Below are 14,444 nucleotides of genomic sequence, written 5' to 3'. Positions count from 1 at the left end.
TAAAATGAATTGAAATTCAAATTACAATTCTTTAATTTCTACTTTAAATAAGTTAGTGAATATATTAAAAACAACCTGTGCTTCTTTTTTACGAACTGAAATTGTATACTCGCATGCTAACTCTAATTTTTGATTAATAATTTTAATACTACGTTCTTTTACAATACGTTGCACTTTGTTCATCATATCGTAACCGAAAGTTAACTTATAATGTATATCAATAGTTTTCTCAATAATATCTGAAGCTTCTAAAGCTAATTGAGCAGAAGATCTATACGCATTAATTAAACCACCTACTCCTAATTTAGTTCCTCCAAAATAACGAACGGAAACTATTAAAACATTGGTTACATCAAAAGCCTGAATTTGCCCATAAATAGGTTGCCCTGCAGAATTACTTGGCTCTCCATCATCATTAGCTCTAAACCTTATTTTTTCGGTTCCTAACTGCCAAGCATAACAAAAATGACGTGCGGAATGATGTTGTTTTTTCAAGCCTTCTAAAGCTTTTTTCACATCATCTTCATTAAAAACGGGAAATGCATAACCAAAAAACTTGCTATTCCTATCTTTAAACAGGGTTTCTTCTGAAGGTTTTGTTATTGTTTTATATGTATCTTTTATTTCACTCATTAAGCTATAGTTACTATAATAATTCCTAAAATAGCCAAAACTACTCCTATTTTATTTTTTAAACTAAAATTCTCTTTAAATAACAGTAATCCAACCAAAGTAGATGCAATAACAATTCCTACATTATTTACTGTAAATAATGTTGAGCTTTCAAAGTTTTTATTTTGCAAAGCTTTAATTAAAAAAACAATTGAATAATAATTAGGAATCCCTAATATAACACCAGCTATTATACTTTTCTTTTCTATTTTTTCTCTTGAAATCAATTGCTTTACTATCAAAATTACTATTCCAAAAAAAGCAGCAAAACCAAATAAACTACCCGAGAAAAAATCAACACCATCAATAGTTACAAAATTAGTTTCTACATATTTTAAAGTTGTATCTATAACTCCAGAACCTAAAAACAATAAAACTGGAAATAACAAACCTGCTTTTGTTGTTGATTTTTTTTCTTTAATTGAAGATAAATATACAGCTATCAAAGCTACTAATATACCTATTACCTTTAAAACTGTTACGCTTTCATTATATAAAATAATACCAAAAACAATAGGCACAACTACTGACATTTTTCCAGCAATCGAAGCAACTGAAACACCGTTATATTGAGCTGTCATAGCCATTACAAAGAAAATTGAAACAAACAACAAGCCTAATGAAACTGCTCCATAAAACCAAGGTTGCAAATTTATTGTTGCTAATTCACTAAAAGCATTTGCTGAAAACATACCTAGAGTAAAGGCTACTACATAATTTACAACAATAGCTTGTAAAGTATTTACTTTATAAATATTAAAATACTTAAATATTACAAATAAAGACGTTGAAAACACAACGCTTAACACTAAATATATCATCCTATAAAAACTCTTTTCTATTTAATAAATTAACTACATCTTCAGTTTCTGGATTTATATTCCATACATGGATTCCCATATTTTTTGCTATATCTGTATTTTCTTTTGTATCATCAATAAAAATTGTTTCTGAGGCTAATAAATTATTTTCTCCTAATACAAACTCATAAATATTCTCATTAGGTTTACGTAAATTAATTTCATGCGATAAATAAAATTGCTCAAAACAATTTTTAAACTCCTGGTACAAGTTATTTCCCCAATCATTTTGAATCCAAGAAATATGCAATTCATTAGTATTACTCAATAAAAATAAACGATACTTACTTGATTTTTCAAGCTCTTTTAAAAACTCTAACCGGTGTAATGGAAAATTTAATAAAATGGCATTCCAAGCATTAATCAAATCCTTTTTAGCTATATTAAATTTTTTATGGTAAAAATCAACAAACTCTTTGGTAGTAATTAACCCCATTTCATATCTGTAATATACTTGCATCATCTCTTCAGAAACTTCTGTTACTCCTAACTTTGCTAATTCCTTGTATGTTGCCTGCTTATCTAAATTGATGAATACATCACCAAAATCAAAAATGATATTTTTAATCATTTATATAGGTTCTTAATATATCGTTACTTAATTTTTCTTCGGAAATCAATGTTCCTTTAAAATTTGGATTTCTTACTCCTTCTTGAAATTTATTATCACCAATAAAAATTTTAGCTTCATCCCATAAATTTGCATCAATAAATGTTTGTAGAGTTTGTTTTCCACCTTCAACAATAACTGATTGTATTTGATGTTTATGTAATACTTCACAAATTTGTTGAGCTATTTCTATTGAAAAATCAATTTGCTCTATGTGATATTTAAATCCACTAATTTTATCTACTGATCCATTTTTATTTGTACTTGAATCAATTATTATTATTGTTTTAATAGATTCATCAAAAATATTAGTTTCTAATGGAATTCTTAAGTTTTTATCAATAACAATTCTTACAGGATTATTTCCTGACCAACTTCTTACATTTAACTTTGGATTATCAGCTATAACAGTATTTGTGCCGACTAAAATAGCATGCTCTTCACTTCGCCACTTGTGCACTAACTGTTGTGAATATGAATTTGAAATCCATATTGGTCTTTGTTCACTCTTAGTTAAAGGTGCTATAAAACCATCAAGTGTTTCAGCCCATTTTAAAATAATGTAAGGACGTTTTTTATTTTGAACAGTAAAAAAACGTTTATGATGCTCAAAACATTCTTTTTCTAACACCCCTACCGTAACACTACAACCTTCTTTTTTTAAACGTTCAATACCTTTTCCCGCAACTAAACTATTTGTATCTAAACAACCAATTACAACATTAGGAATTTTCATTTTTATTATTAAATCAGCACATGGTGGCGTTTTTCCATAATGTGAACATGGCTCCAAGGTTACATATATTGTCGCATTTTTTAATAACTCTTTATTATTTACTGAATGAATAGCATTTACTTCAGCATGATTACCACCATAAGGAGAAGTAAACCCCTCTCCTATTATTTTATTATTTAATACAATAACTGCTCCTACTGAAGGGTTAGGTCTAACTGTTCCAATTCCTTTTTTAGCCAATTGTAAACAGCGGCCCATATACTTTTCGTGATTCAAAATAATCTAAAATTTTATTTTCTCTGTTTTATCAATTGGATACGTACTAGAAAACCCTAGAACTTTATACTTTATGTTTCCTTTAAAAGTAACATCTAAGCTTTTATTTAATACTGAATTTAGAATTCCACCTAAAATGCCTCCTTTATTATTTTCAAATACTTTTTTTGATGGAATTATAACTTTTAAAGGAATAGAAAACTCTTTATTTGCTGGTACTTTAAATTGTTCAGAAAATACTTCAGCTACTTCACTTCCGTTAATAATTACCTTTACTTTGTCTGTAGAAATCTTACCTCCAATATCATTTTCATTTTTAAAATATGCCATGGCTTTTAAACGAATGGTATCCATTTTAAAAGACACAATTTTAATATCATCTAATTTTAAAAAAATTGGTTTCTTTTTAACAGAACAACTTGTTATAAATAAAAATAGTATTGAAAAATAGGTGAATCTTTTCATCATTTTTGTATTTAATTTTAAGTAATTTTGTACGTACAAAAATACTACATTCCTATGATACCATCTGATTTTATTATAAGAGAAATTAAACCTGAGGATAATAAGCAAATTGCTACCGTTATTCGTAATGTTTTAATTGAGTTTGGTGTACCTAAAGTTGGTACTGCTTATGAAGACAGTGCTACTGATGAAATGTATGAAACTTATCAAGAAGAGAATGCTGGTTATTATATTATTGAACACAAAAATAAAATAGTTGGAGGTGCTGGTTTTTCTAAACTCAATAATTTTGAAGGTAATGTTTGTGAGTTTCAAAAGATGTATTTTTTACCTATAGCTAGAGGAAAAGGACTTGGAAGTAAGCTTATTGATTTTTCTTTAAAAGAAGCCAAAAAACAAGGCTTTGAACACTGCTATTTAGAAACTATGCCCTATATGGATGCTGCTAGAGCTTTATATAAAAAAAATGGTTTTGTTAACTTAGATAAACCTATGGGAGATACTGGACATTTTTCCTGCAATGTATGGATGATTAAAGAATTATAAAACTGAAGACTTTATACAATGACAATTAAAGAGTTTAAAAATAATTTCATTTATCAACTATCACCAGTTTATCCACAAACTGAAATAGATACCTTTTTCTTTTATTTAATAGAAGAGTATTTAAATTTACAACGTATAGATATTACTTTACAGCCTAATTTTGAAATTTCTTCTGAAAATGAAACTCTTTTAAATAAAGCTTTAGCACGATTAAAAAAAGAAGAACCCATACAATATATTTTAGGTAAAACTGAGTTTTATGGATTACCTTTTCATGTAAATAGACACACATTAATTCCTCGTCCAGAAACAGAAGAGTTAGTTGAGTGGATTATTTCTGAAGTAAAAGAAATCAGAACAAATAATCAAACAAAATCTTTATCTATCCTAGATATCGGTACAGGTTCGGGATGCATCCCTATAAGTTTAAAAGTTAATATTGATAATTCTACGATTTGTGCTATTGATGTTTCTGAAGAAGCTTTAAAAATAGCTAAGCATAATTCAGATTTAAATAATTCTCTTGTCCAATTTTTAAATTTAGATATATTAAAAGCAGATTCTTTAAATGTTTTTACGAAAAAAACAACATCTGATGAAATCATTAAGTTTAACATTATTGTTTCTAATCCCCCATATGTAAGGAACTTAGAAAAAATAGAAATTAAAAATAATGTTTTACAAAATGAACCTCATTTAGCCTTATTTGTTGAAGATGACAATCCTTTAATTTTTTATACTAAAATAGCAGATTTAGCAAAAAAACATCTTTCTTCTGACGGTTTTCTTTTCTTTGAAATAAATCAATATTTAGGAAGCCAAACTGTTGGAATGCTTCATCAAAAAGGATTTAAAAACATTGAACTTCGTAAAGATTTGTTTGGAAACAATAGAATGATTAAAGCAAACTTATAGCTTTTACTTCTTTCATTATTTTCTCTAAACAACTTATTAAGTCATAAATTTCTACTTCGTTATAACTAGCAAAACCTATTCGCAATGAATTATGATTGTTATTTCCAAGATCATATCGTTTCCAATCTCCAATTATTAAATTATACTTCAAAGCCTTCTCTTCAACTACCTTCCAAGAGTACTTTTTATTTAAAACAACCCAAATAGCCATTCCTCCTTTTGGAATATCAAATTCTAAAAATTCTGAAAGTTTTTCTTTTAATAATTTACAAAACAAATCTCTACGCTGTTTATATATTTTCAAAACCTTTCTAATATGTCTATCTAAATCTCCCGATTTTATAAAATCCGCAAAAGTCAACTCTAATAAAGCATCTCCTTGCCTATCTATATACCTTCTACAACTAGATGCTTCATCTACAAACTCTTTAGAAGCTATCAAGTAACCTATCCTGAAAACTGGCGCTACTGTTTTACAAATAGATCCGATGTATATTACGTTTCCATGAATGTCATGACTTGCCAATGGTAAAATTGGTGCATGATTATAATTAAAGTCATAATCATAATCATCTTCAATGATTGCAAATTGATGTTGTTTTGCTAAATTCAATAAATGAATTCTTCTTTCAGCAGATAAGGTTACTGTAGTAGGATGATGATGATGAGAAGTTACATACACAGCCTTAATTTTTTTCTTTTTACATATTTCTTCTAGCTCAGTAATACACAAACCATCATTATCAACCCGAATACGAACTAATGTTGCTTCATGTTGCAAAAAAGTAGTATCTGCCGATGAATAATTTGTTGCACCAACAACAATTACATCCTCTTTTTTTAATAATAACTGTGTACTAAGCCATATTCCCATTTGACTTCCTCTAGTTATTAATATATTGTTTTTTGTTATTTGTAAACCTCTTGTTTCATTCAAATAAGTAACTAAAACTTCTCGTAATCTATCATTTCCATACGTAGAACCATACGATAAATGTTCAAAAACGTCTTTCTTCCCTGCTATTTTTCTATAAACTCTAGCTAGCTCAACTGTTGGTGTAAGTCTGCTATCTGAAACACCATCATTTAGGTATATTTTTTCTTTTTCTTTTTGATTTGTTTTAACACTTAACAACTCATTTTTATAAAACGAAAATCCGCTAACTGTGTTTTTATTGTTACTCGTAGTTTTATCAAATACACGAAGTTGTAATAATGGTAAATCTGCCTTAACAAATGTTCCTTTTTTAGGAATTGACTCTACCCAACCTTGCAAATCAAGTTCTTCATAACACGCTACTATAGTCTTTCTATGTACTTTTAACAATTCCGCTAAAGTTCTTGTTCCTAATAATTTAGTATTTGCTGGTAATACTCCACTTTTTATAAATGCAATTAATTGATTTGCTAATTGTAAATAAATAGGTTGGTTACAACTTTTATCAAATTTAAAGCTAGTTTTATAAGGAAACATCTGGACTATTAATTATTTTAATTCTGGACTAATATTATAGTCCATAAATGTAATACTTTTGATTATACAAAACAAACACATCATTACATTAACTAAGCCATTAAAAGGAAGATATGACAGTACAAGATTTACAACAAGCAGAATATAATGAATATTATTCAAGATATATAAATAAAGTATCAAAAGACACTAGCTTAATAAAAGGCTTTGAAGATGATAGAAAAATGGTTGTTGACTTTTTCTCATCAGTTCCTGAAAACAAACTTGAATATCGATACCAGCCTGAAAAATGGACAATCAAAGAATTACTTCAACATATTATTGATACTGAAAGAATATTTATTTACCGCTTTCTTCGAATCAGTAGAAATGACAAAACGGCTTTAGCTGGTTTTGATCAAGATATATACATTGATCCCTCTATGGCTAACAACAAGTCTTTAGAAGAGTTAATTAATGAATTTAATAGTACTCGTTCTTATTCTATAAACTTAATTGAAAGTATTTCTGATAAAAATTTAAAAAACATAGGTACAGCTAGTGATTCAACTATATCAGCTAGAGCTTGTGCTTTTATATTATTAGGCCATAGTGTTTGGCATATAGAAGTAATCAAAGAAAGGTACTTATAATGTTAGAGATTAGACCTAATTGTGAACATTGCAATAAAGATTTACCCTATAATTCTGAAGAAGCAATGATATGCTCATTTGAATGCACTTACTGTAAAGAATGTGCTTTAGAGCTTTTTGAGAATGTATGTCCTAGTTGTAGTGGTAATTTTATTCAACGTCCAATTAGACCCTCTTTTCATTTAAAAAAATATCCCGTATCAAAAGAACGAGTTTTTATCCCAAAAAATAAAAACTTAACAAAACAAAATACAGAAACTTACAAAAATATTCTACCGATAAAAAGGTAATTTTTACTAAAACAATAAAATTAAAAATTATGATTACCATTAGAACAGCAACTACTTCTGATGCTGAAATTCTTGCCTTATTAGGTAGAATTACTTATTCTGAATCTCATGGAGAATACATTGACAATAAAAAACACCTGTTAAATTATAACAATGAGGCTTTTTCCTTAAAAAAAATAAAAGAATCTTTAAGTGATACTAATAATCTATTCTACCTAGTCTATATAAACAATTTACCCGTTGGATATGCTAAACTAGTTTTAAGAGCTACTTTTAATAATGAAACACCTGAAAATTCATGTCGACTGGAACGAATTTATATTCTTAATGAGTTTCTACCATTAAAAATTGGTCAGCAATTATATGATATTCTTATAAACAAAGCTATCTCTTTAAATTTTGACTGTATTTGGCTTTCTGTTTACATAAAAAACAATAGAGCCATACAATTTTATCTAAAAAACAATTTCAAAAAAATTGGAAGTTTACAATTTAAAGTAGATGAAACTGAATATGAAAATACAGTTTTTTCAAAAAAAATAGAGCGTATTTAAAACAACTAAACTGATGAATGAATATACAAAATCAAAACTAAACAGGGTAAAAAGAGGTGCCAATAGAGCTATTTATGATGTTGAAAAAATCAATACTATTTTAGATGCAGGTTTTTTATGTTATGTAGGTTACATATATGATGGTAAACCTATTACTATCCCAATGGCATATTGTAGAAAGGGAGATAAAGTTTACATCCATGGTTCTACAGCCAACAGAATGCTTTTATCAATTTTAGAAAGTGAAGAAACATCAATAACAGTAGTGCATTTAGACGGTTTGGTATTAGCCCGTTCAGGGCTTCATCATTCAGTAAATTACAGATCTGTAACTCTTTTTGGAAGCTTAAAAAAAATTGAAAAAGACTCAGATAAAACTGATATACTAGAATGGATAGTTAATCAAATGGTACCAAACCATTGGGATTCATTAAGGCCAATGTATCAAAAAGAATTAGACAGAACATTAGTTGTAGAAATGACTATTAAAACAGCTTCAGCTAAAGTAAGAGATGTTGGTGTTGCAGATGAACCTGAAGATTACGAATTACCTATATGGGCAGGCATTGTTCCTATAAAACAAATTGCTGAATACCCGATTCCTGATAAAGGTAAACCTGAAAACATGGAAATACCTAAGCATATAATAGATTATTATGAAGCGAACAAATAGCTTCTTTCTTTAAAAATTAATATTTTAGCTTCTGATTTTTTAACTATCATAAAAATGAAGAAGCTTTTTAAGTTTATAGGAATTATTTTATTGTTTTTTGTTTTAGCTATTGGTGTTTTTTATTTTATAAATAATGAGCCACTTCCTAAAGGAAAGGAAGGAAAAGAAGCTGATGCTTTAGCAATAAAAGTAATTAATTCATTACATCATGAGGCTTTTGAAAATACTGAAGTAATAGAATGGAGCTTTAGAGGAAAACACTTTTATAAGTGGATGAAAAGAGAAGGATATGTAATTATTGAATGGGATAATTATATCGTACACTTATTTCCTAATCAACCACAAAAAAATATACTGTTTAATAAAGAAAAAGTAAAAATAAAAAATCCAGACTCAAAAATATTTCAACAAGCACATAATTTTTTTAATAATGATTCTTTTTGGTTAGTTGCTCCTTATAAAATTTTTGATAAAGGCACAAAAAGAAGTATCGTTAAACATAATAATAAAGATGCTCTTTTAATTACTTACACTTCCGGTGGATCGACTCCAGGAGATTCTTATTTATGGATACTAGATGATAACTACTACCCTATATCTTATAAAATGTGGACAAGTATTATTCCTATTGGCGGTGTTTCAGCAACTTGGTCTGATTGGAAAAAAACTGAAGCTGGTATACAGCTACCTACCAAACATAAACTTTCTTTATTTGGCGTTGAATTAAACATGGGAGAAGTTAAAGCTTATAATAACAATGCTAACATATTAGCTAAAAAGGTATTGAAAGCAATAAAACATGAAGCTTATAAAAAAACTAAATTTTTAGAGTGGAGTTTTGCAGGAAAAAGACATTATAAATGGAATAAAGAACAACATAATGTTTATGTTAGTTGGGATACAATTCAAGTAAATTTATATCCAAATAAATTAAATAAAAGTACCGTTTCTTATAATGATGTTTTACAGAAAAACCCTAATTTTAAAATCATTCAAAAAGCGAATGATCTTTTTAATAATGATAGTTTTTGGTTGATAGCCCCTCATAAACTATTTGAAGATGGAATTATTAGAACCATTAAAAAAATAAATAGTAAAGATGCTTTATTAGTAAAATACACAACTGGTGGAACAACACCTGGTGACTCTTATCTTTGGTTTTTAGATTCTAATTATGTTCCTAAAAGCTATAAAATGTATGTTCCTAGCATGAAAATGAACGGAGTTGATGCAACATGGGACAACTGGATAACTACTAATAGTGGAACTTTACTCCCAACAAGTCATACTTTCGGAAAGAATAGAATTTTAAGTATGGGAGACGTAAAAGGAACTAATTAAACACTACCCTGTAAACTGTTTTCAATACTACACTACTAAATTAATGAGATTTTTTAATTAATTATATCCAGTATGTTTTCAGTATCTTTGACTTACTAAGAAAAAAAATGCAGACCTTAAACCTATGAGTACTAAAAAAATTCATGCTCAACCTCCTGAAGAATTAACTGGAATTAAATTAACTAATATACCTTCATCTGCGGTAGGAGCTAAAGCAATTGCATCAGCTTTAACCCATGTTAATGAAGAAGTTGGATTGATAAAAGGAATTGGGTTACTGTCTAAAATAAATCAAAAAGATGGATTTGATTGTCCGGGTTGTGCCTGGCCTGATCCGGATGAAAAACGCGCCTTTTTAGCTGAATATTGTGAAAATGGTGCGAAAGCAATTGCTGAAGAAGCAACTAAAAATAGAGTTTCTCCAATGTTTTTTTCTACACACTCAATTCAAGAACTTTCTAAGTTATCCGATTATGAAATCGGTAAAAGTGGTAGAATAACTCACCCTATGATTTTAAAAGAAGGGTCTGATTATTATGAAGAAATATCTTGGAACGATGCTTTTAGTTTAGTTGGGAAAGAATTGAACAATCTAAAATCTCCAGATGAGGCAATTTTTTATACCTCAGGTAGAACTAGTAACGAAGCTGCTTTTCTTTATCAACTTTTCGTACGCCAATTCGGAACAAATAATTTACCAGATTGCTCAAATATGTGTCATGAAAGTAGTGGTGCTGCACTTTCTGAAACTCTTGGTATTGGTAAAGGGTCAGTTACTTTAAATGATTTTAATCATGCTGATTTAGTAATTGTAATGGGTCAAAACCCTGGAACAAATCATCCTAGGATGTTAACCGCACTTAGCGAGACTAAAAAAAATGGAGGTAAAATAATTACAGTAAATCCACTACCAGAAGTGGGGTTACTTAACTATAAAGATCCACAAAATCCTTTAAAGTGGATTGGTAAAGGTCAGGATTTAACTGACTTATTTTTACAGGTTAAGATAAATGGTGATGTTGCTTTATTAAAAATAATATTAAAAATAATGAAAGAAAAAGAATTAGAGCAACCTAATTCTGTATTCAATCATAAATTTATAAAAGAAAAAACATCAGGTATTGATGAGTTTTTAGAGGATTTAGACAATTACTCAATAGAGAGTTTATTACCACAAACAGGACTTACTTTAAAACAAATTAAAGATGCTAGTGAATTAATCATTAACAATGACAAAATAATTATTTGCTGGGCTATGGGGTTAACTCAACATAAAAACTCTGTTGATAATATTCGTGAAGTTGTAAACCTTTTATTATTAAAAGGAAGTATTGGAAAAAAAGGAGCAGGTACTTGCCCTGTTAGAGGTCACTCAAATGTTCAAGGAGACCGTACAATGGGAATATGGGAAAAACCTAAAGAAGGTTTTTTAAATAAATTAGAGAAAGAATTTTCTTTTAATGCTCCTAGAAAACATGGCTATGATGTTGTAGCTGCTATTGAAGCAATGCACAAAAAAGAGGCTAAAGTTTTTATAGGAATGGGGGGTAATTTTATTTCTGCTACTCCAGATACTGAATTTACTGCCAAAGCATTGCAAAATTGTAATTTAACAGTTCATGTTTCTACAAAACTAAATAGGAGTCACTTAATACATGGAAGGCAAGCACTTATCCTTCCTTGTCTAGGTCGTTCAGAAAAAGATAATCAAGAATCAGGAGATCAATTTGTAACTGTAGAAAACTCTATGGGAGTTGTACATCAATCACAAGGACATTTAAATCCTTTATCAAAACACCTGCTTAGTGAACCTGCAATTGTTGCAGGACTAGCAAATGCTACTTTAAAAAACTCCAAAGTAAACTGGAGTGAATTAATTACTAATTATGATTTCATAAGAGATAAAATTGAAGCTACTATAAATGGTTTTGATAACTATAATGAACGTGTTCGTATTAAAGGTGGTTTTTATTTACCTAATAATGCACGTGATAATGATTTTAAACCCACTAAAACTAAAAAAGCAAATTTCACCACTAATAAACCATCAGAAATTAAGCTAGAAGATGATCAATTTATTATGATGACAATACGTACTCATGATCAATATAACACTACTATATATGGTTTAGATGATAGATATAGAGGTGTATTAAATGAACGTCGTGTTATTTTCATGAATCCAAATGACATGAAAAAGATTGGAGTACAAAAATTAGACAAAGTTGATTTAACAAGTCATTTTCAGGGACAAGAAAGACATGCAAAAGGTTTTTTAGTAATTCCATATAGTATTCCTAATCAATGTACAGCTACTTATTTTCCTGAAGCAAACGTTCTAGTTCCAATAAAAAGTAAAGCTGATATTAGTCACACACCTACTTCAAAAACGATAATTATAACATTACAAAAAGTAAGCTAAAAAATTAATATTTAGGTAATAAAAAAACACTATAGTTACTATAGTGTTTTTTTATTGTAAATGATTTTATTTAATCTCTTCTTCGTTTTCTACCAAAACCAGAATTTGATTTTCTAGGAGATGAATCTCCACCACCACTGCTTCTTCTTCTTCCAAAACTCTTGTTAGATGAGCTTCCTGAATCATTACTACTTCTTCGCTTACCTCTAAATCCACCACCGCTATTATTACCACGGCTACGACCTCTACCTCTACTTCCACCACCTCTATCACTCTTAGTGATTTCTATGTTTACAGTACGTCCTTCAAAATCTGGTCTATTCTTTTCAAAAGAAGCAAGAGTTTCGCTTTCAAAGTTTTTATCTATTTCAAAAAATGAAAAAGTATCTAAAATATCGATAGCTCCTATCTCAACTTTATCCGATATGTTTTGCTCATTAATAAGTCCTATTAACTTTGCTGGATTTAAACGATCTTTTCTTCCTAAATTAATGAAAAAACGAGTCATATCTTCATTTACTGATCTTCCTCTAGAATTATCTCTTGAAGATAAATCGTTTAAATCTGGTGCCTTCTCATAGTATGATAAAAAGCTATTAAACTCTATAGAAACAAACTTTTGAATTAATTCTTCTCTAGTTAAATTTTCTAATTTTTCATAAATACTTGGTAAAAAACTTGCTATTTCATTTTCTTTTACTTCAGTATTCTCTACTTTATCTATTAAATGAAATAATTGTTTCTCACATATCTCTTTCCCAGTAGGTACAGGTGTATGAACAAATTTTTTCTTTAAAATTCTTTCTATTGGATTTAAACGTCCACGTTCTTTCTTAGTTACTAAAGCAATAGAAATTCCTTTATTTCCTGCTCTACCTGTTCTACCACTTCTATGGTTGTAATTTTCAATTTGGTCAGGTAACTTATGGTTAATAACATGTGTAAGACTATCAACATCTAAACCACGTGCAGCAACATCAGTAGCTACTAACATTTGAATATTTTTCTTACGAAATTTTTCCATAACGCTATCACGCTGTGCTTGTGATAAATCACCATGCAATGCATCAGCACTATAACCATCTCTAATTAAAAAGTCAGCTACTTCTTGAGTTTCCCTACGTGTTCTACAAAATACAATCGCATAAATATTAGGGTTTACATCTGCCACTCTTTTAAGTGCAGGATAACGTGTTCTTTCCGTTACCAAATAATATTCATGGCTTACATTTTCTGATCCTTGATTTTTCTGTCCAGAAGTAATCTCAGCAGGATTGCTCATATAATTTCTAGCAATTGCTTCAACTTCTCTTGGAAAAGTTGCAGAAAACAATAATGTTTGTTTTGTTTCAGGGGTAGCTTCTAATACCTTATCTAACTCATCTTTAAAGCCCATATTAAGCATTTCATCAGCTTCATCTAAAACTAACCACTTAACATTACCTAACTTTAATGCTCTTCTTTTTATTAAATCTACTGTTCTACCAGGAGTTCCAATAACTATTTGGGCACCTCTTTTAAGTTGCTTTATTTGTTGATCTATGTTAGCACCACCATATACTGTTGCTACCTTTAATTCAGGTATATATTTTGAAAAACTTTCAATGTTTTTACCAATTTGTACAGCTAATTCTCTAGTTGGTGATAAAATAATAGCTTGAGTATTATTATCTTTCTCGTTAATTAACTCAATAATAGGTAAGCTAAATGCTGCTGTTTTACCAGTTCCTGTTTGAGCAAAAGCTTTTAAATCTTGGTCAGATCCTATTATTTGTGGAATTGCTTTTTGTTGAATTACGGTTGGCGTTTCATACCCTAAATCAATTAATGCTTTGCTTATAGGCTCTTTCAAGCCTAATTCTAAAAATGTTGACATACTGTGAATTTAAACGAACCCACAGATGCCCACCTATGAATTCTTTTTATTTTTAATTATCTCTGTAGTGAGATTTTGGACGGCGCAAAAGTACGCTAATTT

At 29.0% G+C, this 14,444-nt stretch carries 15 protein-coding genes; 8 read left to right on the top strand and 7 right to left on the bottom strand.

Translation table 11 applies throughout. From position 1 onward, the window contains the following. Positions 1–21: 21 nt before the first annotated feature. From BLV71_RS13495 to BLV71_RS13475, 5 genes are read right to left on the bottom strand one after another with little or no spacing between them, the layout of a single operon-like run. Positions 22–633, bottom strand: coding sequence for an IMPACT family protein (locus BLV71_RS13495; protein ID WP_093871059.1), 612 nt, complete (start codon positions 631–633; stop codon positions 22–24). Then, complete coding sequence (locus BLV71_RS13490) at positions 633–1,493, bottom strand: GRP family sugar transporter (protein ID WP_093871058.1); 861 nt, start codon at positions 1,491–1,493, stop codon at positions 633–635. The genes BLV71_RS13495 and BLV71_RS13490 overlap by 1 nt, the downstream gene beginning before the upstream one ends. A gap of 1 nt (position 1,494) precedes the next feature. Then, positions 1,495–2,103: an HAD family hydrolase gene (locus tag BLV71_RS13485; protein ID WP_093871057.1), complete on the bottom strand. Its 609-nt coding sequence runs from the start codon at positions 2,101–2,103 to the stop codon at positions 1,495–1,497. Beyond that, entirely contained in the window at positions 2,096–3,136 is a 1,041-nt protein-coding gene (gene ribD / locus BLV71_RS13480; protein WP_369813916.1) for a bifunctional diaminohydroxyphosphoribosylaminopyrimidine deaminase/5-amino-6-(5-phosphoribosylamino)uracil reductase RibD, read from the bottom strand. Before ribD ends, BLV71_RS13485 begins: the two co-directional genes overlap by 8 nt. 24 nt (positions 3,137–3,160) lie before the next feature. After that, complete coding sequence (locus BLV71_RS13475) at positions 3,161–3,622, bottom strand: LEA type 2 family protein (RefSeq protein WP_233487158.1); 462 nt, start codon at positions 3,620–3,622, stop codon at positions 3,161–3,163. Positions 3,623–3,673: 51 nt separating this feature from the next. Here BLV71_RS13475 and BLV71_RS13470 point away from each other — a divergent pair, with 51 nt between their 5' ends. Next, the gene (locus tag BLV71_RS13470; RefSeq protein ID WP_093871055.1) at positions 3,674–4,165 is read left to right on the top strand and encodes a GNAT family N-acetyltransferase; all 492 of its coding nucleotides are present in this window, start codon (positions 3,674–3,676) and stop codon (positions 4,163–4,165) included. An 18-nt stretch (positions 4,166–4,183) separates the two neighbouring features. Continuing rightward, positions 4,184–5,080 (top strand): peptide chain release factor N(5)-glutamine methyltransferase, encoded by an 897-nt coding sequence (gene prmC, locus BLV71_RS13465; RefSeq protein WP_093871054.1) that lies wholly within the window; start codon positions 4,184–4,186, stop codon positions 5,078–5,080. Here the strand turns inward: prmC and BLV71_RS13460 are convergent. Further along, positions 5,064–6,554, bottom strand: a complete 1,491-nt coding sequence (locus tag BLV71_RS13460; RefSeq protein WP_093871053.1) for a MocR-like pyridoxine biosynthesis transcription factor PdxR — start codon at positions 6,552–6,554, stop codon at positions 5,064–5,066. The genes prmC and BLV71_RS13460 overlap by 17 nt on opposite strands. Positions 6,555–6,667: 113 nt before the next feature. On the opposite strand from BLV71_RS13460, the gene BLV71_RS13455 reads away from it, so the two are divergent. The 6 genes from BLV71_RS13455 to BLV71_RS13430 all read left to right on the top strand — a co-directional run bounded on the left by BLV71_RS13455 (position 6,668) and on the right by BLV71_RS13430 (position 12,466). Next, complete coding sequence (locus tag BLV71_RS13455; protein ID WP_093871052.1) at positions 6,668–7,186, top strand: DinB family protein; 519 nt, start codon at positions 6,668–6,670, stop codon at positions 7,184–7,186. Then, positions 7,186–7,476: a DUF1272 domain-containing protein gene (locus BLV71_RS13450; RefSeq protein WP_093871051.1), complete on the top strand. Its 291-nt coding sequence runs from the start codon at positions 7,186–7,188 to the stop codon at positions 7,474–7,476. The genes BLV71_RS13455 and BLV71_RS13450 overlap by 1 nt, the downstream gene beginning before the upstream one ends. Positions 7,477–7,505: 29 nt before the next feature. Further along, a complete protein-coding gene (locus tag BLV71_RS13445; RefSeq protein ID WP_093871050.1) occupies positions 7,506–8,030 on the top strand; it encodes a GNAT family N-acetyltransferase in 525 nt (174 codons plus the stop codon). A 13-nt stretch (positions 8,031–8,043) separates the two neighbouring features. After that, on the top strand, positions 8,044–8,703 hold the full coding sequence (locus BLV71_RS13440; protein WP_093871049.1) for a pyridoxamine 5'-phosphate oxidase family protein: 660 nt from the start codon (positions 8,044–8,046) through the stop codon (positions 8,701–8,703). Between the two features lie 54 nt (positions 8,704–8,757). After that, entirely contained in the window at positions 8,758–10,044 is a 1,287-nt protein-coding gene (locus tag BLV71_RS13435) for a hypothetical protein (protein WP_093871048.1), read from the top strand. A 124-nt stretch (positions 10,045–10,168) separates the two neighbouring features. Further along, complete coding sequence (locus BLV71_RS13430; protein ID WP_093871047.1) at positions 10,169–12,466, top strand: FdhF/YdeP family oxidoreductase; 2,298 nt, start codon at positions 10,169–10,171, stop codon at positions 12,464–12,466. 70 nt (positions 12,467–12,536) lie between these two features. Here BLV71_RS13430 and BLV71_RS13425 read toward each other — a convergent pair whose 3' ends face one another. Then, positions 12,537–14,342, bottom strand: a complete 1,806-nt coding sequence (locus BLV71_RS13425) for a DEAD/DEAH box helicase (RefSeq protein WP_093871046.1) — start codon at positions 14,340–14,342, stop codon at positions 12,537–12,539. Positions 14,343–14,444 lie beyond the last annotated feature (102 nt).

Origin of the sequence: Tenacibaculum sp. MAR_2010_89 (assembly GCF_900105985.1) — a bacterium.
Taxonomy (GTDB): domain Bacteria; phylum Bacteroidota; class Bacteroidia; order Flavobacteriales; family Flavobacteriaceae; genus Polaribacter; species Polaribacter halocynthiae.
Note: the sequence above shows the minus strand (reverse complement) of the source record. Positions and strands in the feature narration are given on the sequence as shown.

Bases quoted from the DNA above. Each gene is read 5' to 3' on its own strand.
- prmC (WP_093871054.1), top strand. From the start codon at position 4,184: ATGACAATTAAAGAGTTTAAAAATAATTTCATTTATCAACTATCACCA.
- ribD (WP_369813916.1), bottom strand. From the start codon at position 3,136: ATGGGCCGCTGTTTACAATTGGCTAAAAAAGGAATTGGAACAGTTAGA.
- BLV71_RS13475 (WP_233487158.1), bottom strand. From the start codon at position 3,622: ATGATGAAAAGATTCACCTATTTTTCAATACTATTTTTATTTATAACA.
- BLV71_RS13485 (WP_093871057.1), bottom strand. From the start codon at position 2,103: ATGATTAAAAATATCATTTTTGATTTTGGTGATGTATTCATCAATTTA.
- BLV71_RS13455 (WP_093871052.1), top strand. From the start codon at position 6,668: ATGACAGTACAAGATTTACAACAAGCAGAATATAATGAATATTATTCA.
- BLV71_RS13430 (WP_093871047.1), top strand. From the start codon at position 10,169: ATGAGTACTAAAAAAATTCATGCTCAACCTCCTGAAGAATTAACTGGA.
- BLV71_RS13440 (WP_093871049.1), top strand. From the start codon at position 8,044: ATGAATGAATATACAAAATCAAAACTAAACAGGGTAAAAAGAGGTGCC.
- BLV71_RS13460 (WP_093871053.1), bottom strand. From the start codon at position 6,554: ATGTTTCCTTATAAAACTAGCTTTAAATTTGATAAAAGTTGTAACCAA.
- BLV71_RS13470 (WP_093871055.1), top strand. From the start codon at position 3,674: ATGATACCATCTGATTTTATTATAAGAGAAATTAAACCTGAGGATAAT.
- BLV71_RS13490 (WP_093871058.1), bottom strand. From the start codon at position 1,493: ATGATATATTTAGTGTTAAGCGTTGTGTTTTCAACGTCTTTATTTGTA.
- BLV71_RS13450 (WP_093871051.1), top strand. From the start codon at position 7,186: ATGTTAGAGATTAGACCTAATTGTGAACATTGCAATAAAGATTTACCC.
- BLV71_RS13495 (WP_093871059.1), bottom strand. From the start codon at position 633: ATGAGTGAAATAAAAGATACATATAAAACAATAACAAAACCTTCAGAA.
- BLV71_RS13435 (WP_093871048.1), top strand. From the start codon at position 8,758: ATGAAGAAGCTTTTTAAGTTTATAGGAATTATTTTATTGTTTTTTGTT.
- BLV71_RS13425 (WP_093871046.1), bottom strand. From the start codon at position 14,342: ATGTCAACATTTTTAGAATTAGGCTTGAAAGAGCCTATAAGCAAAGCA.
- BLV71_RS13445 (WP_093871050.1), top strand. From the start codon at position 7,506: ATGATTACCATTAGAACAGCAACTACTTCTGATGCTGAAATTCTTGCC.